Annotated in this window: 21 protein-coding genes and 2 pseudogenes; 11 read left to right on the forward strand and 12 right to left on the reverse strand. The window is 37.3% G+C overall.

Going from position 1 to position 23148, the window contains the following annotated elements; all coding sequences use genetic code 11:
- Nucleotides 1–89 precede the first annotated feature (89 nt).
- From EII37_RS03490 to EII37_RS03535, 10 genes and pseudogenes are all read right to left on the reverse strand, one after another.
- Nucleotides 90–1553 (reverse strand): annotated as a pseudogene (locus EII37_RS03490) (CD3337/EF1877 family mobilome membrane protein); the annotation flags it as partial.
- Between the two features lie 2 nt (nt 1554–1555).
- Nucleotides 1556–4003 (reverse strand): ATP-binding protein, encoded by a 2448-nt coding sequence (locus tag EII37_RS03495; RefSeq protein ID WP_000331160.1) that lies wholly within the window; start codon nt 4001–4003, stop codon nt 1556–1558.
- The gene (locus tag EII37_RS03500; RefSeq protein ID WP_000723888.1) at nt 3987–4379 is read right to left on the reverse strand and encodes a conjugal transfer protein; all 393 of its coding nucleotides are present in this window, start codon (nt 4377–4379) and stop codon (nt 3987–3989) included. Before EII37_RS03500 ends, EII37_RS03495 begins: the two co-directional genes overlap by 17 nt.
- Before the next feature lie 88 nt (nt 4380–4467).
- Nucleotides 4468–4965 (reverse strand): antirestriction protein ArdA, encoded by a 498-nt coding sequence (locus EII37_RS03505; RefSeq protein ID WP_000342539.1) that lies wholly within the window; start codon nt 4963–4965, stop codon nt 4468–4470.
- A 116-nt stretch (nt 4966–5081) separates the two neighbouring features.
- Nucleotides 5082–5303, reverse strand: a complete 222-nt coding sequence (locus EII37_RS03510; protein ID WP_001009056.1) for a hypothetical protein — start codon at nt 5301–5303, stop codon at nt 5082–5084.
- Nucleotides 5304–5345: 42 nt separating this feature from the next.
- Complete coding sequence (gene mobT / locus EII37_RS03515) at nt 5346–6551, reverse strand: MobT family relaxase (RefSeq protein WP_000398284.1); 1206 nt, start codon at nt 6549–6551, stop codon at nt 5346–5348.
- A 22-nt stretch (nt 6552–6573) separates the two neighbouring features.
- Nucleotides 6574–6727 (reverse strand): annotated as a pseudogene (locus tag EII37_RS03520) (conjugal transfer protein).
- Nucleotides 6728–6729: 2 nt separating this feature from the next.
- Nucleotides 6730–8115 (reverse strand): FtsK/SpoIIIE domain-containing protein, encoded by a 1386-nt coding sequence (locus EII37_RS03525; RefSeq protein ID WP_000813488.1) that lies wholly within the window; start codon nt 8113–8115, stop codon nt 6730–6732.
- A gap of 28 nt (nt 8116–8143) precedes the next feature.
- Nucleotides 8144–8530, reverse strand: coding sequence for a YdcP family protein (locus tag EII37_RS03530; RefSeq protein ID WP_000985015.1), 387 nt, complete (start codon nt 8528–8530; stop codon nt 8144–8146).
- 15 nt (nt 8531–8545) lie between these two features.
- Nucleotides 8546–8860, reverse strand: a complete 315-nt coding sequence (locus EII37_RS03535; RefSeq protein WP_000420682.1) for a YdcP family protein — start codon at nt 8858–8860, stop codon at nt 8546–8548.
- A gap of 430 nt (nt 8861–9290) precedes the next feature.
- Here EII37_RS03535 and EII37_RS03545 point away from each other — a divergent pair, with 430 nt between their 5' ends.
- From EII37_RS03545 to EII37_RS03590, 10 genes are all read left to right on the forward strand, one after another.
- Entirely contained in the window at nt 9291–9881 is a 591-nt protein-coding gene (locus EII37_RS03545) for a type IV toxin-antitoxin system AbiEi family antitoxin domain-containing protein (protein ID WP_000227919.1), read from the forward strand.
- Nucleotides 9881–10717, forward strand: coding sequence for a nucleotidyl transferase AbiEii/AbiGii toxin family protein (locus tag EII37_RS03550; protein WP_000492399.1), 837 nt, complete (start codon nt 9881–9883; stop codon nt 10715–10717). Before EII37_RS03545 ends, EII37_RS03550 begins: the two co-directional genes overlap by 1 nt.
- Before the next feature lie 282 nt (nt 10718–10999).
- The gene (locus tag EII37_RS03555) at nt 11000–11299 is read left to right on the forward strand and encodes a hypothetical protein (protein ID WP_000869762.1); all 300 of its coding nucleotides are present in this window, start codon (nt 11000–11002) and stop codon (nt 11297–11299) included.
- Nucleotides 11289–11777 (forward strand): hypothetical protein, encoded by a 489-nt coding sequence (locus tag EII37_RS03560; RefSeq protein ID WP_000093679.1) that lies wholly within the window; start codon nt 11289–11291, stop codon nt 11775–11777. Before EII37_RS03555 ends, EII37_RS03560 begins: the two co-directional genes overlap by 11 nt.
- Entirely contained in the window at nt 11777–13654 is a 1878-nt protein-coding gene (locus EII37_RS03565; protein WP_001814258.1) for a VirD4-like conjugal transfer protein, CD1115 family, read from the forward strand. The genes EII37_RS03560 and EII37_RS03565 overlap by 1 nt, the downstream gene beginning before the upstream one ends.
- Nucleotides 13655–13674: 20 nt before the next feature.
- Nucleotides 13675–13917, forward strand: coding sequence for a hypothetical protein (locus tag EII37_RS03570; protein ID WP_000627865.1), 243 nt, complete (start codon nt 13675–13677; stop codon nt 13915–13917).
- Nucleotides 13918–13933: 16 nt separating this feature from the next.
- Nucleotides 13934–14788, forward strand: coding sequence for a conjugal transfer protein TrbL (locus EII37_RS03575; protein WP_001054256.1), 855 nt, complete (start codon nt 13934–13936; stop codon nt 14786–14788).
- A gap of 53 nt (nt 14789–14841) precedes the next feature.
- Nucleotides 14842–15201 (forward strand): PrgI family protein, encoded by a 360-nt coding sequence (locus EII37_RS03580; RefSeq protein ID WP_001097589.1) that lies wholly within the window; start codon nt 14842–14844, stop codon nt 15199–15201.
- Nucleotides 15152–17509, forward strand: coding sequence for a VirB4-like conjugal transfer ATPase, CD1110 family (locus EII37_RS03585; RefSeq protein WP_185695946.1), 2358 nt, complete (start codon nt 15152–15154; stop codon nt 17507–17509). The genes EII37_RS03580 and EII37_RS03585 overlap by 50 nt, the downstream gene beginning before the upstream one ends.
- An 11-nt stretch (nt 17510–17520) precedes the next feature.
- On the forward strand, nt 17521–20334 hold the full coding sequence (locus EII37_RS03590) for a phage tail tip lysozyme (protein ID WP_124787606.1): 2814 nt from the start codon (nt 17521–17523) through the stop codon (nt 20332–20334).
- Nucleotides 20335–20364: 30 nt separating this feature from the next.
- On the opposite strand, the gene EII37_RS11090 is transcribed toward EII37_RS03590, so the two are convergent.
- Nucleotides 20365–20553, reverse strand: a complete 189-nt coding sequence (locus tag EII37_RS11090) for a hypothetical protein (protein ID WP_075202690.1) — start codon at nt 20551–20553, stop codon at nt 20365–20367.
- A gap of 18 nt (nt 20554–20571) precedes the next feature.
- Here EII37_RS11090 and EII37_RS03600 point away from each other — a divergent pair, with 18 nt between their 5' ends.
- On the forward strand, nt 20572–21138 hold the full coding sequence (locus EII37_RS03600) for a PBECR4 domain-containing protein (protein ID WP_124787607.1): 567 nt from the start codon (nt 20572–20574) through the stop codon (nt 21136–21138).
- 889 nt (nt 21139–22027) lie between these two features.
- Here EII37_RS03600 and EII37_RS03605 read toward each other — a convergent pair.
- A complete protein-coding gene (locus tag EII37_RS03605) occupies nt 22028–22990 on the reverse strand; it encodes an AraC family transcriptional regulator (RefSeq protein WP_049510005.1) in 963 nt (320 codons plus the stop codon).
- Nucleotides 22991–23148 lie beyond the last annotated feature (158 nt).

Below are 23148 nucleotides of genomic sequence, written 5' to 3' on the forward strand. Positions count from 1 at the left end.
TACTGAAATCAAGGTATTATTGGGAATCCCAGCTTAAATCATAGATGCCGTAAGGGATTTTATTCTTTATTTAAAACTTTGCAACAGAACCCTTTTTTACCTGTAACAATGGCAGACCCAGCCCCTAGAGTAGTCATGGAACGTCCAAGTTTCCGCTGTAGACGGTGCATGTGAGCGTGCATAAGCATACGAGGTTTTCTCATCACACGACTTCCCACACTTTGAGAATCGTTACTCTGTAGAGAAAACATACTCATTAAATCGCCCAGCTTGAAGTAGATTCCTGCAAAGGTCACAATCTGTAGAAAAGCAATCAAAAAGAACGGATAACCAGCCGATAAGGTATAGAGCATGGTTGAAATACTAAATGCTGTCGTAATAATCAATGTGATTCCAGCTCGTGTCAAAATGGTATTAAAGAGCTTTGTTATGGCTCGTTTTGACATACCATCAAATGATGGAATCATGCTTAAAATAAAGCTCACAGGCAGAAACATAGCATAGATGATAAAAAGTACCTGCGAGAAAATCATGATTCCTGTTAATAGGAATACAAATATGGAAATCCCAATATTGAAGACAAATAGGAAGAAGACTGTACCTAAACGGTTAATCGTCTTTGTAATCGTCATATTGGTATTGCTTCTATCTTCAATTTCTTCCGCAACAATTTTTTCTCTGTCTTCCCCATTGTTGGAATCTGGACTGGTTGAGAGCAGGCTTTCCACACGGTCAATACCAATACTTTCAATGTCTGAACTGTTATATTGAAGCAGTAGCCACGGTTGCTGAACCTGTATGGAAAATAGGCTGTCACGTATCAAGTCCACACTGTCCTTGCCTTGACTATCTGAATGGGGCATGACAATTTTTGTACCCAGTGACAAACTAGCGTTGCTGATGTCTGATGAAAAGTCATTGATTTTCTTAATATAATCGGGAGCATAGGCAATAAAGGAAGCCGATAGGATAAAAACCAGCACAAAATTCATGAGGGCATGAATTCCCTTTGTGGTTTCTCTCTTTATCAGTCCTGTATAGGCAACATAAACCCCAAGAACCAAAATCAAGAGTAAAAGGAATCCAACATAGAAACCCTCTGTTGATAGTCCACTAGGCGTAACCCCTGCAAGGGTCTGCATATTCTTGCCAATGGAATCTGCTGTAGCGGAAATGAAGTCTAAGGAATAGGCTTCCTGTACTAAGTAACCCGTCGCATTGGAAACATAAAGACTGATTGTCCAAATAAAATTGGTAATGGCATATAGTCCATACATGACTTGTTTTCCAATTCCGTCCGACCAGTTCCACGGTAGCCAGCCCCAGCTATTATCCACATAAAAATCCAGTTGATAGTTTTCAAGTGGGTATCGGCTGTATTCATTTGCCACATTGACCGTATCATCTACCAAGCCCGCAGCTTGAACCACCGTTCCCAGCATGGCTAAAAGAAAAATGGCAATCACAAGTGTGAAAGCCACTGTCATTGCCACTTTACCTAGACGTTTCAGCGTCCAGTTTGATTTTATTCTGTTTAATATTGATGGTTTCACATTTACACCTCTTTTCGCACAGGTGGTCTGGTATCAAAGGCATGGAGCAGTTCTTCAAATACAGGGTGGAACTGTATCACACCGACACGACCATATAAATCACTGATAAGGCATTGCCCGTTTTCCAAATCACGCAATCGCTTCTGATTGTTTTCGTCCTCTGGGTCTACACCAAAAAAGGCAAGGGTTTTTTTAATCTCGTTAAGGTCAGTGGAACGAAAGGCAAATTTTAAGCCGAGGTTATTTTTCAGTTTTTCATCTAAGAGGTCATCTGTATTTTGGGTCACGAAATATACCCCAGCGTTCATAGCACGACCAGCACGAACCAGCTTCATAGATAGTGTTTTTCCTTGTGCTACCTGTAAAAAGCTCCATGCTTCGTCTAAATCTACAATCTTGAAAATGCTTCGGTCTGTATGGATAAAGTCTAAAGCAAAGGTACTAATGACAATCAGCATAGCAACGGATAAAAGCTCCATAGTGGTATATTCCTCAAAGGAAGTTTCCTTGTCGGGAAGTACCAAGTCCGCAACCTGTATAATGTTCAGTTGTTTTTCTAAGCTGATAGACTGCTCCACATAACCATTACTGAATAATAAATGTGCAAAGTCATAGTCTGTAAAACTTTCGATATGGTCGGCTATACTGGTACTTAGTGGCGTATTCTCAACCCGTAATTCCTCAATCACTTTCATCAACCCTCGTACTTCACTATTGGTTACTGCACGAATGGCTTTTCTAAGGATTGGGAAGCGTTCCCCATCACGAGAGGAAATCCCCGTAAGGAATGTCAGAATATCAATAGCCAGTGATTCAGAATCTTTGGGATTTTTCATAATCACATAAGGGTCAAGTAAGCCTTTGTTTTTCTCATCAGAAGTCAGAGTGACGATATTGATTTCATGGGAAATCTCTGGCAAGGTTTCTTTCCATCTGCCACGTTCTGCTTTTGGGTCTACAATCACTGCTTGTGCCCCATAAAGCACCGCATAATAGACGATAAGGTTATTCGCAAAGGATTTACCACCACCCAGCGAACCAACAAAAGCCGACGCTAACGCATTGGTTACTGAACCCTTAACCCCTTGACTGGCAAGAGCAGGTTTCAGATAGACATTGCGTCCAGTATCTAAGCTGTAGCCAACATAAATCCCCTCATTTTCCCCCAGCATTTGAGTAGCACCAAAACCTAAACCAGCGAGGAAATCAGAGGTCACGTATTGAATATAATCATTCATATAACGCTTGCTGGCAGGTAAAAATTCTTCATGTAAGCCGAGCATATCCCCAAATGGTCGTACCAGTTTTACGCTTAAATCGTCATAAAAATCTTTCACTTCATTACAACGACGTTTGAGTTCGTCAAGATCATTTGCTGATACCCTTACCACATAAGACAGCTTGTACATAGATTCCTTGCTTTGGTCTAAATTGGTTTCCAGCTCATTCACACTTTCCAGAGCTTCCGCCACATTGGAGCTGGTTTCATTATCACTTTGCCAAGCGTGGTTATCCAAGTCTTTCAGTTCTTTCTTTTTATTGCGGACAGTAGATAGGGCTTTACGATTCGCTACAATTTCCACATTCATTGACGTATCAATCGGGAATGTAAATTGCTGTTGCTGGTAGTAGAAGATTTCAGAGGACGGGAAGTCCAGTTCTCCGACAATGCTGTTAATGGTAAAGTAAGCTACATAGACGGTTTCATCTTCCTGCTGGATTTTCAAATATCGCTGTTTTTCTTCCACCAAACAGCGAGTAGGCTTAATCAAGTCATAGTATTTAATCAGCGTTTCATTATCCAGCTTTTTCTTTGATAGATGGTACTCATACTCTTCATAGGCAGTGCCTGTCTGTCCGTAAAGGTGTTCAATCAGATAGCCGAAGTCGTCCTTATCTAACCTGCGGATTTTGAAACGACGAGAGATTTTATTTTCTAAGAGCTTTTCCATCTTCTGAAAACGCAGGATTTCATCATTACTCATACTAACAAAATCGCCCATCAGCTTATGGTTCACATCATAGACAAAATCAGACAAAGCATTTTTTGCTTCAACGGTAAGACTTTTCATAGAAAACTCCTGATCGTTGAGAAGCAACTTAAAGCCGATAAAGAAACGGTAGTTCACTTGATTTTCGCCAATCATGGATATTAAAGCGTCTGTCTGTTGGTCGATTTTGTCATAGGCAACCGCTTTGAGCTTGCCAGTGACTTCATTTTTGGAACGCTCTTGTGCAGAACGTATGCTGGATTCTGTACTGATTTGTAAAGCATGAATTTTGCCATCACGATTTTGTGCGATAAGCTGTCTGAAAGAATCATGCACTTGTATTTTCTGTTCTGGACTTAGAAATGAGTAATTGTAAGGAACAAGCTCATAGTAAGCATAACATTCCCCGTCTTTATTCCAGACGAGATTGTTTTCAATGTATTTAATTGGATATGCCATAAAATTCACTCCTAACTGCTGTAATGGCTTCTTGTGGCTGGTTTCTGCCAAGCGTTACTTTTTTTCCTGCATAGGTCAGCTTTGGTCGCAGTGCATAAGCAATGACAGACTTCAAAAATCCATAAGGCTTTTTACCATCAAAAGTTTTTGTAGACATAAACCATGTGAAAGCCACAGGAATCCCAAAGTATTTGAGAAATGCTCCCTCTATCATGGAAAGAGGGGGCAAGTTGCCAAGTATCATCACTGCAAAGAGTGACACGACAAACCATGTCATTTGCGTAAAGGTTATGGGAAACGGAAGTCTAAAATCATTGATAGAATACAGTACCTTTTCCACAGACCAGATACTGGTATAGCTTCGTATTTTCTTCATGTAATCAATCCTTTCATAAAAAATAGGGGTAGCTGATTGAGCCACCCCGTAAAATAGAAAATCTGCCAGTAGTAATGTACCGACAGATTTAATAGACGATTTCAAAAATCCCATGATTGGTTGAGATAAACGTTCCTGAAAGGTCTAAATCCCGACCATAGGCTTGATAATCAATATAGTTTTGAAGACTAGCTGGTACTTCGCCTAAAGCACCCGTTTCTTCAATGTAGTAGCGTGCCACGTCATACATATCATCACAATCGGAATGAATGATAATATCCTCTTGATGTTCGCTTAGTTCTTCAATGCTTGAAAAATGAGTGAGCAGAGCAGATAGCTCCGATTGTAATTCTTCGGGTAATTCCGATACCATTTCCCATAGTCGATTGAGTTCGCCAATGGAAGTGTATTCGTCAACCGTAAAGGGTAACTCGTAGTCATGAATGGCGTATTCCTCATATTCATCATTCAAGCCGATTTTCTCTTTGACTTCCTCAAAGTCAATGGGAAAGGTAAACCACGCACCGACCAATTCGCCCTCATTGTATTTGCCTAAATTCGCAATATAGACTTGCATATCGTCCATATATTCACGTCCTTTCTTTGTAGAGATTCAAAAATCCCTACCGCACTTCGTTTGGTGTACCATTCCTTTGCGGAACATAAGAAAACCACTTATATTCCACAAAAGAACGGTTTTATTTAAGCACCAATAATGCGATTGAATAGCTCTAGTAAAATGTCTTTTACTCCAGCAGCGTTGAAGACTAAGCCAACCGCAATAATCGCAATAATTAAAAAGCCAATCAGTTTGCTAAACTCACGCTTGAAGCCAAGATACAAGCCAATCACAACGATTGCTAAAAGCACCAGTGATTGAGCGTTTGATAGAAACCAGTTATAAAGGTTTTGTCCAAAATTCATAAAAATGTTCTCCTCTCTATATTCAATGAATTTGTATTTGAGTTATTTTTTTGTTGTTATCACGTCCTGTTCTTTTACTGACTGTTGCTTCAAAATCTGCTTGTGTCGGTCTGTCAGTTTCGCATGGTCGAGAATGTCTTTTACAACCTGCGTCTGGTTGATTTCATCAAGTTTAATCGCAACCTTTAAGGTCGGGGCAACTTGATGAGATAGCCAGTTCAGCGTCCTTTGGAAGGAGTAAGGCTCTGGTTTTGTGGTTAGTTTTAATCGTTCACGATTGTTCCCAATAAACCAAGCCCATTCTTCATTCAGTTTCCAATCAGAACGAGGTTTGGAATCGTCTTTATCTACAAAACGGATATACCGATTGATAATTTTAAAGGCGGTATGCTCTGGATTGTCATAGACGAGTAAATCACGGACTGCATAATAGGCACGCTCATTTTTCAATCGAATCTCAAAACGGTTTTTTACTTCTGCGTCTTCAATGGGAATATCATTTTTCTTGTACTGCTCGTAGTCCTTTTCATAGATACAGAAATAAACTTCACTTTGTAATGAACCGATATAGAGGGTGTTTCCCATACATTCCTTTTCCTCTTTGCGTACCAGTTCGCCACTGCGATAGCTTTTAAAACTGCGGAAGACGGAGATACATTCTTCCTGTTGGCACTTTTCAGTGAGTACAGGGATATTCAAAATCCCTGTCTTATCGTTAATGGCAAGGTCAAGGCGTTTCATCACACCGCCAGCCACCAAAACGTCCATAAAGAACTCATACCAGCTTCTTTGTTGTGCCAGAAGATAGCTTTCAAATTGTCTGCACCCACGACCTTTCAATTCCACCAGAACTCCTTTGTCCAGTTCATGGGAGCAAAGGACGAATATGTCGCCTAAAGCATAATGCTCTGAATAAGAATAGAAACCATAGTCCTCATGAAGAAAATAGGACAGTTTCAGTTGTAAGATGTTTTCGACCACCTGCTGTACGTCTGTTGTCGGAAAGCGAATCCTTACATAATCAAACAGCATTTCAAGGGGAGCGTCGGGATTGAAGCGTTCCAGAGCTTCCCAAAGGGACTGCTGTAAATCCTCTGATGGCTTGACTTTTCCTGTTTCAATATCGCTTAGATACTGCCTTGTAATACCAGTCGCAACAGCTAAACGGTTTTGAGATAGTCCATAAGCCAAGCGTTTTTCTTTTAAATGCTGTAACCAAGTTTGTTCATTCAGTAAAAATCCCTCCAATCAAAAAGGCGTATGTCAACTTTTAAAGCCCATTTGACATACGCTGAAATTTTGTAAATCCCTTGTAACCAAAGGATTTTCTAATGTTTTTTTGACTGTTTCCTGTCGATTTGTACCCCCCTGTTAGATACGGGGGGGTTAAGTGCTGGCGTGGCTATTGCCACACCAGCCAGCAAGATCAGTCCACACCTGCGACTTCCGCTTCGCACGTCGCCTGCGTGGACTGTCTGCTGTTGGATAACTTTTTAATTTCCTCCAAGAAATCATATCCTTTTGGTACAAGGGGAGTATAAAACTCTGATATGACACTTGTTCCTACATCAACATAGCCACGACCTTTGATTCGCTTTAAGAAGAAATCCTTTTGTACGTCACTGCCAAACATCATGCCATAGCCCATTTCAGACATACGACCTAAAGCCACTCTGAAATTAAACTGATCACGGATTCCGTCGCCTAAATATTTTGCGTCTGGACGTTGACAAGCCAGTATTAGAAAGAAGCCAGCTTGACGACCTAACATGACAATCTGTTTCAGCTTATTCATAACTGCGGTGTTTTCTTTTGTTCCCAGCATTTCCATGAAAGCGACGTATTCATCAAAGATTAAGAAGTGTGCCGGGAGACCTAAGTAAGCATAATTTTTGCCAGTCTTATAGTTCTTCATCTGCTTCATTTCCTCACTACGTTTCATCATTTCTTCATAGAATGTTTCAATGCAAGAAAGCAAGTCTTCTTTTCTATAGTAGACATTTGCCATCACAGAACCTAAGTCCGCAAGGTCAGCATTTTTCGGGTCAAGAATATACAGTTTTGAATCTGTATGAAGCAAGGCTTCAATCAGTGTCAGTATAAAGTAAGTTTTACCGCCACCTGTACCACCAGCAATCAACATATGAGGGAGCTTATCATATTCCCACCATACGTTTTTCATTAAGCGAAGTTTACCATCTTTAGCTTCTACTTCATCAATAGAAATACGACTGGCTATGGTGTCATAGAGCAAAGTATATTCCACATAGGAATCCTTTAACTCTTTATCCGTCAGCTCACAGTACAAGCCACTCTCTAATTTCTTTTCCAAGTGTAAGAGTTGGTCTTGATATTTTCCCAGCGTGATTTCCACCCGTATCTGTATCAAGCCATTTTTAAGTCGATAATACATTTTAGGGAAGTAGGTTATCTTTTCCTTTGTACGACCAGCACTATCTTTAAAGAAACCCTCTGTTTTGACCTGTTCAGATTCATACCACTTGTTTTCAAGTATCATCTTTGCCAGTTTTTGACGGTGGTAAAGTTGTTTAACCGTATCATAGCGAACCCGTTTGAATACAAACGCTACCAGCAAGCAGATAAGAATTGCGACACTGAAACTGATAATTAAATAGGGAATGTCAATCTTATCTGCTTGTGATAGGTTAAAATCCTGCCAGTTGATCTGCTGGATTGTCTTCACATGAAACAGTCCGACAACCAGCAGGAAAACAGGCAGGAGTGACGCTATCGTAAAATGAAAGACTAAATCTTTACCAGATGGGCGAATCCTTTTACCACGCTGTTTCATGCGAAAAAGTCTCCTTTCTACCTAGCGACTATTTGTCTTGTGTCGGTTCTTTCTTTGCTTGTGGTTGAGCTTTGAATGAACTAGAATCCTTTGTCAGCACAATATCGTCTGCCTTGATATACCAGTCAACATCTGCTCCTTGATAGGTGGCAGTAGCAACGGTGTCCGCAATGGGATTGATAAGTTCCACCCGTGCGTTATAATCAAACTCTTTCAAAGGCACGCTGGCAGGAATACTTACTTGAATCATGCGTCCTTGTCCTTTGGATTTTAAGTCATAGGTACGTTCCTTGATTTCATCTGAAACCGACCCGTCTTCATTTTGGATTCTCACTTCACGACGTAGAGCAGAGAATTTCAATTCTCCAAAAGTCGTGTCTTTATCTAATACAATGCCATTTGCTAATCTCATCATTTTTCCTCTCTTTCTTTATTCTTTTATCATGTCGTCAGCATGTAAAAGGTAATTTGTAAAACCACGAGTGCCGATTTTGTAGCCCTCTGCGGTAATACGTGGATTGACTAACTTCACACGTTCCTCAAAGCCGAAATGTTTTTCGCCAGCTTCAGCAGGAAGCACCACCACAATATCATCTGCTCTTTGAACATCAGAATAGAGATTATAGCTTCTTGATAAGACAGTTAGCCGTCCGTTGATTCTTCGCTGAACGACTTTATCCTCGCCAGCAAATTCTAAATTGCCGAATGTTTTTTCCATGTTGGGAATCACAAATTTAAGTTCCATATTTTTACCTATCCTTTCTTTTTTATTGGCTGAATGAATGTTTGATGGTCTTAAAGAGTGGGGAACGACCTTTTGATTCTTGATTTTTTGTTTTCATAAGTTCACTTCCTTTCAAAATCGGGTAAAAAAATAGACACCTCATTTTTTGAAGTGTCTACCTATTAAATATTCAAATTTTATTGGAAGTATCTTTATATCTTCACTTTTCAAGGATAAATCGTCGTATCAAAGCTCATTCATAAGTAGTAAATTAGTAGTAAATTGAGTGGTTTTGACCTTGATAAAGTGTGATAAGTCCAGTTTTTATGCGGATAACTAGATTTTTATGCTATTTTTATTTTAAAAAAACTAAATGAATTGATTTTAAAGAAATAAAATGCTAACATATATAGTAAGTGTTAGCATTTTATTTCTAAGAAAGGAGAATGATATGGTTGATAAAAGAGAGAAACTGATGAACTCTTTCAATCAGTATGGTTTTTTAACTTTTAAACAAGTAATAGATGAAAATTTACACTACAAAACCTTATTAAAAATGGTTGCAGAAGGAAAAATCGATGCTGAAGAAAAAGGGTTATATCGCTTACCTGATATTTATTTAGATGAGTGGTTTGTCCTTCAGTATCGATTTCCAAAGGGAATCTTTTCTTTGGAGACAGCACTTTGGTTACATGGTTTATCTTTGACTATCCCTTTTAATATGACGATGAGTTTTCCTTATGGTACGAATACCAAAAACATTAAGGAAGCAGATATATGTCCTATTATTTTACGCTCTCACTATAGTGAAGGAATTATTGAAATTGAGCGCCTTCCTGGTCAATTTATTAAAGTTTATGAAGTTGAACGAGTTTTGGTTGAATGTCTAAGACCAGTTCATCAGGTGGATCTTCAAATTATTGCACCAGCGTTTAAAAAATATTTTCAACAAAATAAAATTCATTTACACAAATTATTTTATTATGCCCAGCTATTTAAAGTAACTGATAAGTTACAATCTTATACGGAGGTACTATCTTAATGTTTTCAAATGCGAATAGCTTTAAAGCAAAAATCAAAAACATTTCAAAAGATAAGGGAATTCCAGCTCAACAAGTACAACAACATTATTTAATTGAGCAAGTATTAAAGCTGATTTCTACTAGTTCTTATAGAGATTCCTTCATTGTAAAAGGAGGGTATCTAATAGGTCAAATGATTGGACTAGATAAGCGAACCACAATGGATTTAGATGTCACTCTGAAGGGAACCGAAATGAGCAGAGAAAATTTGATTCATATCTTTGAAGAGATTCTTTGTTCTAAAACTGATGGATTTTCATTTTCAGTAGATAAGCTAGAACCTATTCGCCAAGATGATGAATATGGAGGATTTTCATTAAAATTAAATGCAACTTTTGATACATTAAAGGAGGTTGTTTTTATTGATATTACTACTGGTGATAAGATTACACCAAGAGAAATTACTTATTCAATGACTTCTATCTTTACTAATGAAAGTATCAAGATATGGACATATAATCTAGAGACTGTACTTGCTGAAAAGTTAGAAACGATTATCAGTAGGGGATTAGCTTCGACACGCCCACGTGATCGATATGATCTTTTCACCTTGTATAAACTTAGAAAAGAAGAGATTAATCTAGAAGTATTAAAAAATGCACTTGAGAATACGGCAGAAAAACGTAAAAGTAAAGATACTATTTATAATTGGGAAGAACAAGTGAGAGGAATTGAAATTTCTGATTATCAGAAAGAGCTATGGATTCGTTATCAACGCCAATTTAAGTATGCTAAAGATATCTCATTTGATAACTCTGTTCAGGTCATTAGGGAAATTATGCAACAAATATTTTAGTACAAAAGCAACTCATTCGTAAAGCAGTGAGTTGCTTTTTTTATTCCAACAACCCCAAAAATGTGATAAAAATTTCAACTACTCTTATCTATAATAAAGCTACCTGTTCTTTGAAAATTGAATCCACTCCGTCTTGATTAGCGTGCCTGTGTAAGTAGGGACTGAGAGTATTTCCCTGTGAAGGGCAACTGGCACAAGACGTGTGTGAGAATTTTCTAACAGACACGGAGTTTATCGTTACCAGACTTAAACGATGCGACAAACTAGATAAAGGAGTTAATCATGAAGGTAGTAAACTTGTATGATTTGAAACAAATGGGAAATAAAGGTGGTTGTACCATCCAATTGATTCATCACTTTCCTTTTGGTATGGGCTTAGGACATCTCAAAAAAGACTACATTGAATTTAAACGTGTTGGTATCGTTGATGGGAAAGCAGTAGAAGTTACTCTTCGAGAACCTTATTCGAGAGATCTACTGCAGGTTGTCAAGTCGATTAAGCAACGTCAGAAATTGATAGCTTATCGTTATAAAGAAGGAAAGCTGCTATTTGTTAAGGAGGAGGCATCAGATGTCCTCTGAACAACAGGAACGAATGGCGGTTCAATATGCAGAGCGTAGTCTTTTATTTACTGTAAAAAGTCTCTTAAAGATTCTAGAATGGTCTAGACGTCAGGCTTTAGCACAGGATTCCGCCTATAAAATAGGGGTACAGAAATTAGAAGAATTGCTACAATCTCCTTATTCGATTGATACGATTAATCTGAAAAAAGATTTTTTAGACAAACCAATTGATATAGAGAAATTTAAAGCTTTTTTAGAAAAAGAAGAGATTCCTTTAGCCATCGCTTGGCAAGGGGATTCTCTGCATTTCTATACGAAAGACCGTTCGATTCTGGACAATCATTTAGACCAACTGTTAGAAAAAATGGTTAATGATCCAGAGAAATTAGCTGATTTTACCATGGATAAGTCATTAGACGATGCAATTGATGAGGCTAAATCCCAAATTACCTTTAGACAAGAAGGAGCCGTCAAACAGAAAGAGATGGTGAGATGATGTACAGTGGAAAGAAATTCCTACTATTCTCACTGTTAGGTATCTTACTAGGTTATCTTTTTCATCGTTTGACGCTTTTGTATGATTCCTATACTGGAAATAGCTTAGATAAATGGACTCATCTTCTAATGGAAGGTCAAGATGAAGTTCTTCAGTCGCCATGGAATGTTTCCTTTACTGGAAAATCCAGTGCTTTTTTTCTACTAGGCTTTGTGATGATGTTGCTGGTTTATCTTTATTTAGAGACTGGCAAAAAACAATACCGAGAAGGGATAGAATACGGGAGCGCCCATTTTGGAACTCTAAAAGAAAAGAAGCTCTTTTACGGCAAGGAATTTTCTCATGATACAATCTTAGCCCAAGATGTTCGTCTGACATTATTAGATAAAAAACCACCCCAATATGATAGAAACAAGAATATTGCGGTGATAGGAGGTTCAGGAAGTGGGAAGACATTTCGCTTTGTGAAACCCAATCTAATTCAGATGAATAGTTCTAATATTGTGGTGGATCCTAAAGATCACTTGGCCGAGAAAACAGGCAAACTCTTTTTAGAACATGGCTACCAAGTAAAGGTGTTAGATTTAGTTAATATGAAGAACTCAGATGGCTTCAATCCTTTTCGCTATATAGAGACAGAAAATGATTTGAATCGCATGCTGACGGTTTATTTTAATAACACCAAAGGCTCTGGATCTCGTAGTGATCCATTTTGGGATGAAGCTTCTATGACTTTGGTACGAGCTTTAGCCTCTTACTTGGTCGATTTCTATAATCCACCTAAAACAAGAGAACAGCTCATTGAAGAGAGTCGTTTAAGTCAAAAAGAACACCAAAACTTGTTGAAACGTCAAAAAAAAGAAGTGGAAGAGCGAAAAAAACGAGGGCGTTATCCAAGTTTTGCTGAAATCTCAAAACTCATTAAACACTTATCCAAGGGTGAAAACCAAGAAAAAAGTGTCTTAGAAATTCTATTTGAAAATTATGCTAAAAAGTATGGGACTGAAAATTTTACCATGCGAAATTGGGCAGATTTCCAAAATTATAAGGATAAGACTCTGGATTCTGTCATAGCTGTAACCACTGCTAAATTTGCCCTCTTCAATATTCAAAGTGTCATGGATTTGACCAAAAGAGATACCCTTGATATGAAGACATGGGGCAAGGAAAAATCAATGGTTTACTTAGTTATCCCAGATAACGATAGTACCTTTCGCTTTCTATCAGCCCTCTTTTTTTCAACCGTATTTCAAACCCTAACAAGACAAGCAGATATTGATTTTAAGGGTCAATTGCCTCTTCATGTGAGAGTTTACTTAGATGAGTTCGCAAATATCGGAGAAATTCCCGATTTTGCTGAACAAACCTCAACAGTCCGTTCTCGGAATATGAGTCTCGTTCCTATTCTACAAAATATTGCTCAACTTCAAGGACTCTATAAAGAAAAAGAAGCTTGGAAAACTATTCTTGGGAACTGTGATAGCTTAGTCTACTTAGGTGGTAATGATGAAGATACTTTTAAATTTATGAGTGGGTTACTCGGTAAACAAACCATTGATGTTCGAAATACTAGTCGTTCCTTTGGCCAAACAGGTTCAGGATCCCTTTCTCATCAAAAGATTGCTCGTGATTTAATGACACCTGATGAAGTCGGAAATATGAAACGGCATGAATGCTTAGTTCGAATTGCCAATATGCCTGTCTTTAAAAGCAAAAAATACAATTCCACTAAGCATCCAAACTGGAAGTACCTAGCCAATCAAGAAACCGATGAAAGGTGGTGGGACTATCAGATCAATCCTTTGAATCAAAGTCAGGAAAATCATCTTGAAGGCCTTAGAATTCGTGATTTGACTTTTGAATCTAGTTTAAAATAAAAATAGAAAAGAGGAAATAGATGATTACGCATTTTAAAGGTTTTGTTTATGGAGTAGACGCAAGTGCTATGTTTGCACAAGCTATGTCTTTGTTACAGAAGGGATTGATTGCGGTTGGTGCCTTTCTCGTTGTTGTTGGGATTGTCAATCTTGCAACCAATATTAAAGATGGTGGACCAGGTGTTCGGAATGCCATTCTTGAAATTGTCGGTGGTGTTATGGTAGGGGCTGCTGGAGCCTTTGTAACTCAAATTTCAATTTAGGAGGATAAACAATGACATGAATCTTAGTTTAGTCTCACCCTTTGTTTACCTTGCATCTGAAAAAATATCAGCTGAAAATTTATTTGAAGGATTTAATGTGGATTTACAATCAACGGTAGATCTGATTAAATCTCTATCTAGCTATAATCCAACCGTTTGGACTTATATGTCTAGTATTACTAAAAGTGTCATGCAGCCTCTTGGAGTTGCGATTTTATCAGTTGTTCTCATCTTAGAATTTTCGAAGATGGCAAAGAAAATTGCTAACTCAGGTGGAGCGATGACCTTTGAAGCATTAGCGCCGATGTTGATTAGTTATATTATGGTCGCAGTGGTCATTACCAATACTACCGTTATTGTAGAAGCTATCATCGGGATTGCGAGTCACGCCATTGAACAAGTGGCCTCGATTGTGGCTCACGGTGGGGCGAAGTATGATACCATCTCTGGATTAAAAGGTTCAGGATTTATTGGCCGGATGATTGTGGGATTTTTCGCCCTCCTCATTTGGCTTGTTCGGATAGTAAGTGCAGCCATGGTCAATCTTTTGGTATCTATTCGATTTATTCAACTCTACCTTATGATCCCATTTGCCCCTCTTACGATTCCAACATTTTTAAGCGATGAGTGGAAGTCTATTGGTATTGGCTATTTAAAAAATATTATGGTCTATGCGGTACAAGGGGTTCTTATTTTTCTGATTGTTTCTCTTGTTCCTTTGTTTGAATCTGCTGGGAAAATAGCTGTTTCAAATGGTGCAGGAGTCTTGCAATCACTTGCGATTATGTTTGGTAGTTTAATACAAGCTATCTTACTGATTATTGCCCTCGTTGGTTCTCAACGTACGGCTCGCTCAATCTTAGGTATGTAATTAGATAAAGGCTAGGAAGTGATTGCTTCTTAGCCTTTTTAGAAAGGAAAGTCATGAATACACGTGTCTTTAAAGACATCTCAAAATACCAACACAGGGCTTGGTTAGGTTTTACCACAAGGCAAATCATCTTTGTTTTACCAGCCTTTATTGTCACAATTATTGTTTTGGGCTTGAATCTCTTTTTCTGGCAATTTGGAGATTGGTTTGTTTACGGTTTTGTGTTTGCCTTTACCATTCCCCTCATGCTCTTTGGAGTCTATAAACCCAATGATTTATATTTTGAACATTATTTGAAATACCGTCTTCATTTTGAATTAACGGTTCCCCTACGCACAATTACAGGAAAGAAAGGACCTGAACATGAAAAGAAAATCAAATACATTAAAGAAACAAAAAACTTCAATGACTAATAAAAAGGAAAAAGTTAAAGATAAAAAAGAGGAAGTGTTACCATCAACGGCTAATACTCTTTCCTATCAAGCCCTGTATCAAAATGGTCTGATGCAGGTAAAAGAAGATTATTTCTCACAAAGCTATTTACTTGGTGATGTCAATTACCAGACTGTTGGTTTAGAAGACAAGGGGGCAATCATTGAGAAGTATTCTGATTTGATTAACTCCCTAGATGACCAAACTAACTTCCAATTGACTATCTTTAATAAAAGATTGAATTTAGAAAAGTTTAGACAAAGTGTTTTGTATGAGGAAAAAGAAGATGGATATGATAGCTATCGTAAAGAATTGAATCGGATGATGAATCAGAATTTAGACAGTGGTGAAAATAATTTTTCAGCTGTGAAACTGATTAGCTTTGGTAGAAAGGATACTAATCCAAAACAAGCCTATCGTTCCTTGTCCCAAATAGGAGAATATTTCAAGAGTGGTTTCTCAGAAATTGATGCTCGCTTTGAATCCTTGGCTGGAGAAAACCGTGTGAACTTGTTGGCAGATATGCTTAGAGGAGAACACCATCTTCCTTTTTCTTACCGTGATTTAACGAGATCTGGTCAGACAACTCGTCACTTCATAGCGCCTAATCTCTTGGATTTTAAAAACAAGAATTACCTACAAATCAATGACCGAATATTGCAGATTGTCTATGTGAGAGACTACGGTATGGAATTAGGTGATCAGTTTATTCGAGACCTCATGCAAGGAGATTTGGAATTGATTGTGAGCCTTCATGCTCAAAGTTCGACCAAGGCAGATGCCATGAAGAAACTACGAACAAAGAAGACATTGATGGAATCCCAAAAGATTGGGGAACAACAAAAACTAGCCCGTACAGGTATCTATTTGGAAAAAGTAGGTCATGTATTAGAAAGCAATATCGATGAAGCTGAGGAACTCTTAAAAACCATGACAGAGACAGGAGATAAACTATTTCAAACAGTCTTCTTGATTGGGGTCTTTGGTCAGAATGAAGAAGAACTTAAACAAGCGCTAGACACGATCCAACAAGTGGCCGGCTCAAATGACCTAATGATTGATAAACTTCCATATATGCAAGAAGCAGCCTTTAATAGTTTGCTGCCATTTGGTTGTGATTTTTTAGAGGGAGTATCACGGAGTTTATTAACATCTAATGTAGCAGTGAACTCACCTTGGACTTCAGTAGACTTACAAGACCGCAGTGGGAAATATTACGGTATCAATCAAATCTCAAGCAATATTATTACCATTGATCGCAGCCTATTAAATACACCGTCTGGTCTGATTTTAGGGACATCTGGAGCTGGGAAAGGGATGGCAACCAAGCATGAGATTATCACGACCAAAATCAAGGAATCTGGTGAAAATACTGAAATTATCATTGTGGATCCAGAAGCAGAGTACAGTGTTATTGGACGGGCTTTTGGTGGGGAAATGATTGATATTGCGCCAGATTCCCAAACCTATCTCAATGTCCTTGACTTGTCTGATGAAAATATGGATGAGGATCCTGTTAAGGTAAAATCAGAATTTCTTTTATCCTTTATCGGCAAGTTATTGGATAGGAAAATGGATGGGAGAGAAAAATCGATTATCGACCGAGTTACCAGACTCACCTATCAGTCATTTAAAGAGCCTTCTTTGGAAGAATGGGTTTTTGTCTTGAGTCAACAGCCAGAAGAAGAAGCGCAGAATTTGGCACTTGATATGGAACTGTATGTCGAAGGTTCTCTTGATATTTTTTCTCATAAGACCAATATTCAGACAGGATCTAACTTCTTAATCTATAATGTTAAAAAGTTAGGAGATGAGCTGAAACAAATCGCTCTCATGGTAGTGTTTGATCAGATATGGAATCGTGTCGTTCGGAACCAAAAATTAGGGAAGAAGACCTGGATTTATTTTGATGAAATGCAGCTTCTCTTATTAGATAAATATGCCAGTGATTTCTTCTTTAAATTGTGGAGTCGTGTCAGAAAATATGGAGCTAGTCCGACTGGGATAACCCAAAATGTTGAAACCTTATTGTTAGATCCAAATGGTAGACGAATTATTGCCAATAGTGAATTTATGATTCTCCTCAAGCAAGCAAAAAATGACCGAGAAGAATTGGTTCAACTCTTAGGTTTGTCAAAGGAACTTGAAAAATACCTAGTCAATCCGGAAAAAGGTGCTGGACTGATAAAAGCTGGTTCAGTTGTTGTTCCCTTTAAAAATAAGATTCCTCAAGGTACACAATTGTTTGATATCATGAGTACAGATCCTGATAAAATGGCTTCTAACTAAGGGGAAGGTAAATGAAGGATAAAAGAGAAATCATACGTGCCCGAAAGGTATTTAGAAGAAGTCTAAAAGATGAGAAGAAATTCTTAAAACAAGGAAAGAAGGAGGTGAGGAAACAGAAAAAAGATTCCGCTGTACTGGACGAAAAAGCATGGAAAAAAGAGATAAAGCAAAAGCTAGAGGAGATGAGAGAAGCTTCAAAGGCTAGAGTAAAACAAGCAAATGAAGACTACAATCAAATTCTTCAAAATAGTCCTCCATCTCTTTTGAATCGCAAAGAATTAAGAGACAGACGATTACCTCATGCTAGGAAACGATTGAAAATAGCCAAGAAGCAATTTAAGGAAGCTAAGGTAGATGCAAAAGAAGAAAGAAAAGAGAGTCGTAAAGAGAGAAAAACCAATCAAAAATTTCTCTACGGTCAGGAGACGAAAGCGAAATCCAATTTTTTCTTTCAAGGGAAGAGTTTAGAAGAATTAAAAGCTAAGAAAGAAGTCAAGGCCGCAAAAGAGAATCTAAAATCTACCAAACAAGCCTATAAGTCCAAAAAAGTCAGTAGGAAAGCCAAAACTTTTCTTTATGTCCTTGGACGTGAAGGAGGAGAGTTAGCTTCAGAAAATGAAGATTTAGAAGGCTATCGCACGATTCAAGAGACTATCAGAAAAGGGAAACGCTACAGTCGGCTTTCTTATAATCTTGGAAAAGCTAGTGTCAAAACAGGACAAGCAACAGGTCGTTTTACCAAGAAAAGACTGACCAACACAAAAGAGCGATACCATCATTTTAAGGATGGAAAAGGATGGAAACTAGCGAAAGATAATCCAAGTTCCTTTAAAAATCGGTATCGAAAATTAAAGAAACAAGGTCTTACAAGTGTACGAAATATCTATCAAAAACTAAAAGCAGCCTTTTCCTTCTTTACATTTGCGACTGGGAATCCTGTAACCTGGATAGTTGGAGGAATAGTCTTTCTTCTTTTACTTATGATGAGCTTCTTTTTAGGATTTTCATCTGCTAGTTTGATTCAACAAGATGAATTTGAATTAACAAAAGCTTATACCCACCTAACTTGGGAAGATGCAGAACATACTCGCACAAATGACAAAGGAATTACCTATTACACAAAAGTTGATGATGTGATGGGGTATATGAACTTTAAGTTCCATGACTATGAGTTACACAAACCAGTTCACTTATTTAGTTCAGAAACTTATAAGGATTATTTGTCTACTTTGTGGCATGATTTAAACGATGGGGAAGATTTGAAATCCATGCAAGACCTCTATGAAACTCCTAAGTATAAACTCTCGAAAGATGATCAAGAGGAGATGAAGGAACTAAAAGAAGAGGGTGTGTATGCTTCCATGCAGGAATTGGACAATCCATTTGAGGGGAAAAGCAACGAAGATAGTCTAACAATGACTTATCGTTACGGTTACTATGATTTAGACGGTAAACCTACTCTTCAGGAGTATATTCTATTAGAAGCTAAGGCTCACCAAACAATTGTCGCACCAATGGATGGAGTTGTATCTCTAGATGGCGACAATGTTATTCTCACTAACGGAAAAGGAGAGAATGAGAGTCGATTGATCTTGTATTCTATTCATAATGGCCGTGCGATTGAGGGGACAAGAGTCCTAACGGGTGATATTATTGGTGAAACACCAGACGATACAGGTTTGAAAGTTTCCTATCAAAAGTATAAGAACAAGAAAGAAAAATTGGTGTATGTCAATCCGCAATTCTATTTTCCAAAAGTCATTCAACTTCAGACCACTATCTTACCTGCCATTGGTCAGTTTGGTGGGGATGAGTTTGAACGAGCGAAACATATTTATGATTTTTTGAAATCTCAAGGGGCAAGTCCTCAAGCCATTGCGGCAATTTTAGGAAATTGGTCGGTAGAGTCTTCTATCAATCCTAAACGAGCTGAGGGAGATTATTTATCTCCTCCAGTTGGCGCTACCGATTCCTCATGGGATGATGAAAGCTGGTTAGCGATTGGAGGTCCAGCCATTTATAGTGGTGCTTATCCTAATATTCTTCATAGAGGTTTGGGGTTAGGTCAATGGACAGATACTGCAGATGGTTCAACACGTCATACAGCTTTATTGAATTATGCACGCACCCAAAATAAGAAATGGTATGATTTAGACCTCCAACTTGATTTTATGCTTCATGGGGATAGTCCTTACTATCAAAGTTGGTTAAAGGATTTCTTTGGAAATACGGGTAGTGCAGCCAATCTCGCCCAACTCTTCCTTACCTATTGGGAGGGAAATTCTGGTGACAAACTACTGGAAAGACAAACCAGAGCAACGGAATGGTATTACCAAATTGAAAAAGGATTTAGCCAAACAAACGGAGGACAGGCAAAAAGTGACCCGCAATCCCTTGAAGGGGTTCGTGGGGACTTGTATGAGCATTCTGTTCCTGGTGGTGGAGATGGTATGGCCTATGCCTATGGACAATGTACATGGGGTGTGGCGGCTCGTATGAATCAATTAGGCTTAAAATTAAAAGGAAGAAATGGAGAAAAGATTTCGATCATTAATACCATGGGAAATGGTCAGGACTGGGTTGCGACAGCTTCAAGTCTTGAAGGGGAAACGGGCTCTATACCAAGATCAGGTGCTATTGTTTCTTTTGTGGGAGGTACACATGGCACACCAGCAGACTATGGTCATGTGTCTTTTGTAGAGAAAGTCTATGATGATGGTTCTTTCCTTGTGTCTGAAACCAACTATGGGGGTAATCCTAACTATACCTTTAGAAAAATCTCTCAAGCAGATAGTGCCATCAGTTTTGCTTATACTACGAAATAGAAGAGTTTACACTTGAAATTTTAACCATTTTCAGGTAGAATAAATAGTGTAGATGAGTGGTCGGCTCATGGTCAATCTGATAGTAATCTTGGACATAAGGGCCAAGCGGTGGCGGACACCAGAACGAAATCCGATAGCAATCTTGGACGTAAGGGCCAAGCGGTGGCAGACACCAGAATAAACCGACTGACTAGGTGGCTTACAGACTCTGTAAACCACCTTTTTTGTGAGGAAAATATGGAAAATTCTAGAGATTATCGTAATCCAAATTACACCGAAAAAATAAAACTTCAGCGTTTTTTTACTCAGTTACAAATTGCGGCTTCTTTTTTTAAAGAACACTTTGTTGGCAAAATCATGTATTATGAAACGGAAATAGAAAGTGTTGAACTTCATTTTTCACCTACTAATTTCATGCACCTATGTGGTGTTGATTACCTAAAAGGTGCAGGCAGTTTCTTTGATGATTGTTTAAATAGACATGTCATAATTGATGAGTTGAAAATAAAAAAAGATGGAACCACGATGCAAAAGTTGCAAGTTTTAGGATCCATTGAGGAGTTATTGGGAAACCATGTTCATCTAACTGGTTCAGGACGTTATTTGTATTTGGAGTTTGATTATGCTCTACGTACAAGAAAACAGATACTAGCATTAACATTGAAAGAGACATCAAGGAAAATTGTTCCTCAATCTTTATTAGATTTGAAGAGAAAGACAGTATTTCCAAAAGGTCAAAAAGTAATTTCAATTTACTCAAAACATTTACAAACGTCGGAACTTTTTTATTATTTAAAAGATTAGTTTACATATCTTTTGTGGCATAAAACATATTTTATCATTATAAGGAGAACGCAGTTTTGGCTCGTTCTTTTTTTGTTGATGATATGCTCTAAACAACCTACACTAGATTGGATATGAAATAGTTTGTGATTACATAATTTATCTTCAGGGAAGTTATGGACATTATCTCAATTTCTGTTATGATAGACATCTCTAACAATTTCCGTTATAACAGACATTGACTTACAAAGTATTTCTTTTCTGAACATATTAGCGTTATAATATAAATGCAGTGTTACACTGTAGAATATTAAGAAAATAGGATACTGTAGGTTTAAAATAAATGTGTAAGATAAATAGTTGGATTAGTAAAAGTTTCAAGTCTGATAAGAACAATATTACATTTCATACAACTGAATGTATATATTTTATAAGAGAGAGGGATGCTTGATTGGGGAAAATCATTCAAAATACAGTTATAAGGATTTTAATAAGAATGAAAGTGTGATATTTCTTTTTCATTAATCTTCTAAATGTATTAAAATCAAGCTTTCCACTTATGTATTCTGCTAATAAACTTCAATACATTTCAATAGATTTTCAAAATTTGGTGGGGATTTTTATTATACTTTGTACGAGCTTTTCAATACCCTATCCCAACCTTTAAAATCCCCTAAGTTATTTACTCAAGGGATTTTTTATCTGCTTTTTTCATACTCAAACAGTCAGTCTAACTGTTTGATTTTCTTTGTGACTAACTCCCTAAAAATAGTAGAATTAGCTACTTTACTGATTTTACAAGATAATAACAAGACCTAAACGTATAATTTATTTAGGTTTACCAATTATGACTTTAACATTATCCAATAAGGTCTAACTCAACCGTCCCCAAAGTTAAATCCTTATGTATTTAATCAGAAAGATTATTTTTCGCATATTTTTTTATGTCTTTGGGATAAAATCCCTTATATTTTTTGAAGCATGTACTAAATTTACTGTGAGAGGAATATCCTACAGCCTCTGCTATATCTTGAATTTTAAGGGTAGAGTTCAGTAGGAGTAATTCCGCCATATTCATTCTCCGTCTTTGAGTATATTCTGTAATTGTGCATTGATATTTTTGCTTAAATAACTTTTTTAGTTTTGTGCCGCTCATAGTGGATATTTTTTCTAAAGTATCCTGTGAGATAGATGTTGCATAATGATCGTCTATATAATTGGCGACATTTTTCAAAGCCTCATCATCGGCAATAGATAGTGGATTGCTGTACTTATTTAAAAAAGAGTCTATTGTAATACTTAACCATTCCTTTGCCTTTGACTCAAAAAAGATTTCAGCAGCAGGAGATGCCATCTTGCAATTAAGGATATCTTTTGCGATTCTTTCTAAAGGCTTGTTTATTATAATGCTGGTATTAAAAAATAAATCTTCATAGTTACAGACTTTATTCTTATAAGAGGACAGGCATTGCTCTATCATGGACTGATTGAAATTTATACCGATTCCTAAATAAGGAGAGTTTTTGTGAAGTATAAACCTAAAGTCTTTAGAATTTTTTGTATTTATAGTATAAAGTGAATTTGAAGAAAGATTTTGATAAGGATTAAAACATTCACCGTTTGCTGTAACTAAATAAGATAAATAAAGGGAATAGAAATTATTCAAACCAGAAAAACTTGTATGGATAATTTCTTTTTTTATGAAAACATCATAAATATCAATAGTGAAATTATCGCCCTCGTAAAACCAATATATGCCTTCTGCATTATCCGTGCTAAAACGGAATTCATGTCCTACAGTGGAGTATTTTGTATTATCGATAGATTCATCTGTAGAAAAAAAGTTTTTAACAAAGTTATAAAAATCACTCATATTATACCTCCGTGCTTTATATTTTATCCCGAATAGACATTATCCCGAATAGACTTATTTAGCCATATCTAATTGATTGAAATCCTCATTTATTATAAAATAAATGATAAATAAAAACAAGAAAAACTATGCGTATTGCAAAAGAGTTTGAAAACAAG

The organism is Streptococcus sp. OH4692_COT-348 (genome assembly GCF_003859975.1).
GTDB lineage: Bacteria > Bacillota > Bacilli > Lactobacillales > Streptococcaceae > Streptococcus.

Bases quoted from the DNA above. Each gene is read 5' to 3' on its own strand.
- EII37_RS03505 (WP_000342539.1), bottom strand. From the start codon at position 4,965: ATGGACGATATGCAAGTCTATATTGCGAATTTAGGCAAATACAATGAG.
- EII37_RS03535 (WP_000420682.1), bottom strand. From the start codon at position 8,860: ATGGAACTTAAATTTGTGATTCCCAACATGGAAAAAACATTCGGCAAT.
- EII37_RS03575 (WP_001054256.1), top strand. From the start codon at position 13,934: ATGAATCTTAGTTTAGTCTCACCCTTTGTTTACCTTGCATCTGAAAAA.
- EII37_RS03555 (WP_000869762.1), top strand. From the start codon at position 11,000: ATGAAGGTAGTAAACTTGTATGATTTGAAACAAATGGGAAATAAAGGT.
- EII37_RS03525 (WP_000813488.1), bottom strand. From the start codon at position 8,115: ATGAAACAGCGTGGTAAAAGGATTCGCCCATCTGGTAAAGATTTAGTC.
- EII37_RS03570 (WP_000627865.1), top strand. From the start codon at position 13,675: ATGATTACGCATTTTAAAGGTTTTGTTTATGGAGTAGACGCAAGTGCT.
- EII37_RS03495 (WP_000331160.1), bottom strand. From the start codon at position 4,003: ATGGCATATCCAATTAAATACATTGAAAACAATCTCGTCTGGAATAAA.
- EII37_RS03510 (WP_001009056.1), bottom strand. From the start codon at position 5,303: ATGAATTTTGGACAAAACCTTTATAACTGGTTTCTATCAAACGCTCAA.
- EII37_RS03545 (WP_000227919.1), top strand. From the start codon at position 9,291: ATGGTTGATAAAAGAGAGAAACTGATGAACTCTTTCAATCAGTATGGT.
- EII37_RS03600 (WP_124787607.1), top strand. From the start codon at position 20,572: ATGGAAAATTCTAGAGATTATCGTAATCCAAATTACACCGAAAAAATA.
- EII37_RS03605 (WP_049510005.1), bottom strand. From the start codon at position 22,990: ATGAGTGATTTTTATAACTTTGTTAAAAACTTTTTTTCTACAGATGAA.
- EII37_RS03585 (WP_185695946.1), top strand. From the start codon at position 15,152: ATGAAAAGAAAATCAAATACATTAAAGAAACAAAAAACTTCAATGACT.
- EII37_RS03550 (WP_000492399.1), top strand. From the start codon at position 9,881: ATGTTTTCAAATGCGAATAGCTTTAAAGCAAAAATCAAAAACATTTCA.
- EII37_RS03560 (WP_000093679.1), top strand. From the start codon at position 11,289: ATGTCCTCTGAACAACAGGAACGAATGGCGGTTCAATATGCAGAGCGT.
- EII37_RS03590 (WP_124787606.1), top strand. From the start codon at position 17,521: ATGAAGGATAAAAGAGAAATCATACGTGCCCGAAAGGTATTTAGAAGA.
- EII37_RS03500 (WP_000723888.1), bottom strand. From the start codon at position 4,379: ATGAAGAAAATACGAAGCTATACCAGTATCTGGTCTGTGGAAAAGGTA.
- EII37_RS03580 (WP_001097589.1), top strand. From the start codon at position 14,842: ATGAATACACGTGTCTTTAAAGACATCTCAAAATACCAACACAGGGCT.
- EII37_RS03565 (WP_001814258.1), top strand. From the start codon at position 11,777: ATGTACAGTGGAAAGAAATTCCTACTATTCTCACTGTTAGGTATCTTA.
- EII37_RS03530 (WP_000985015.1), bottom strand. From the start codon at position 8,530: ATGATGAGATTAGCAAATGGCATTGTATTAGATAAAGACACGACTTTT.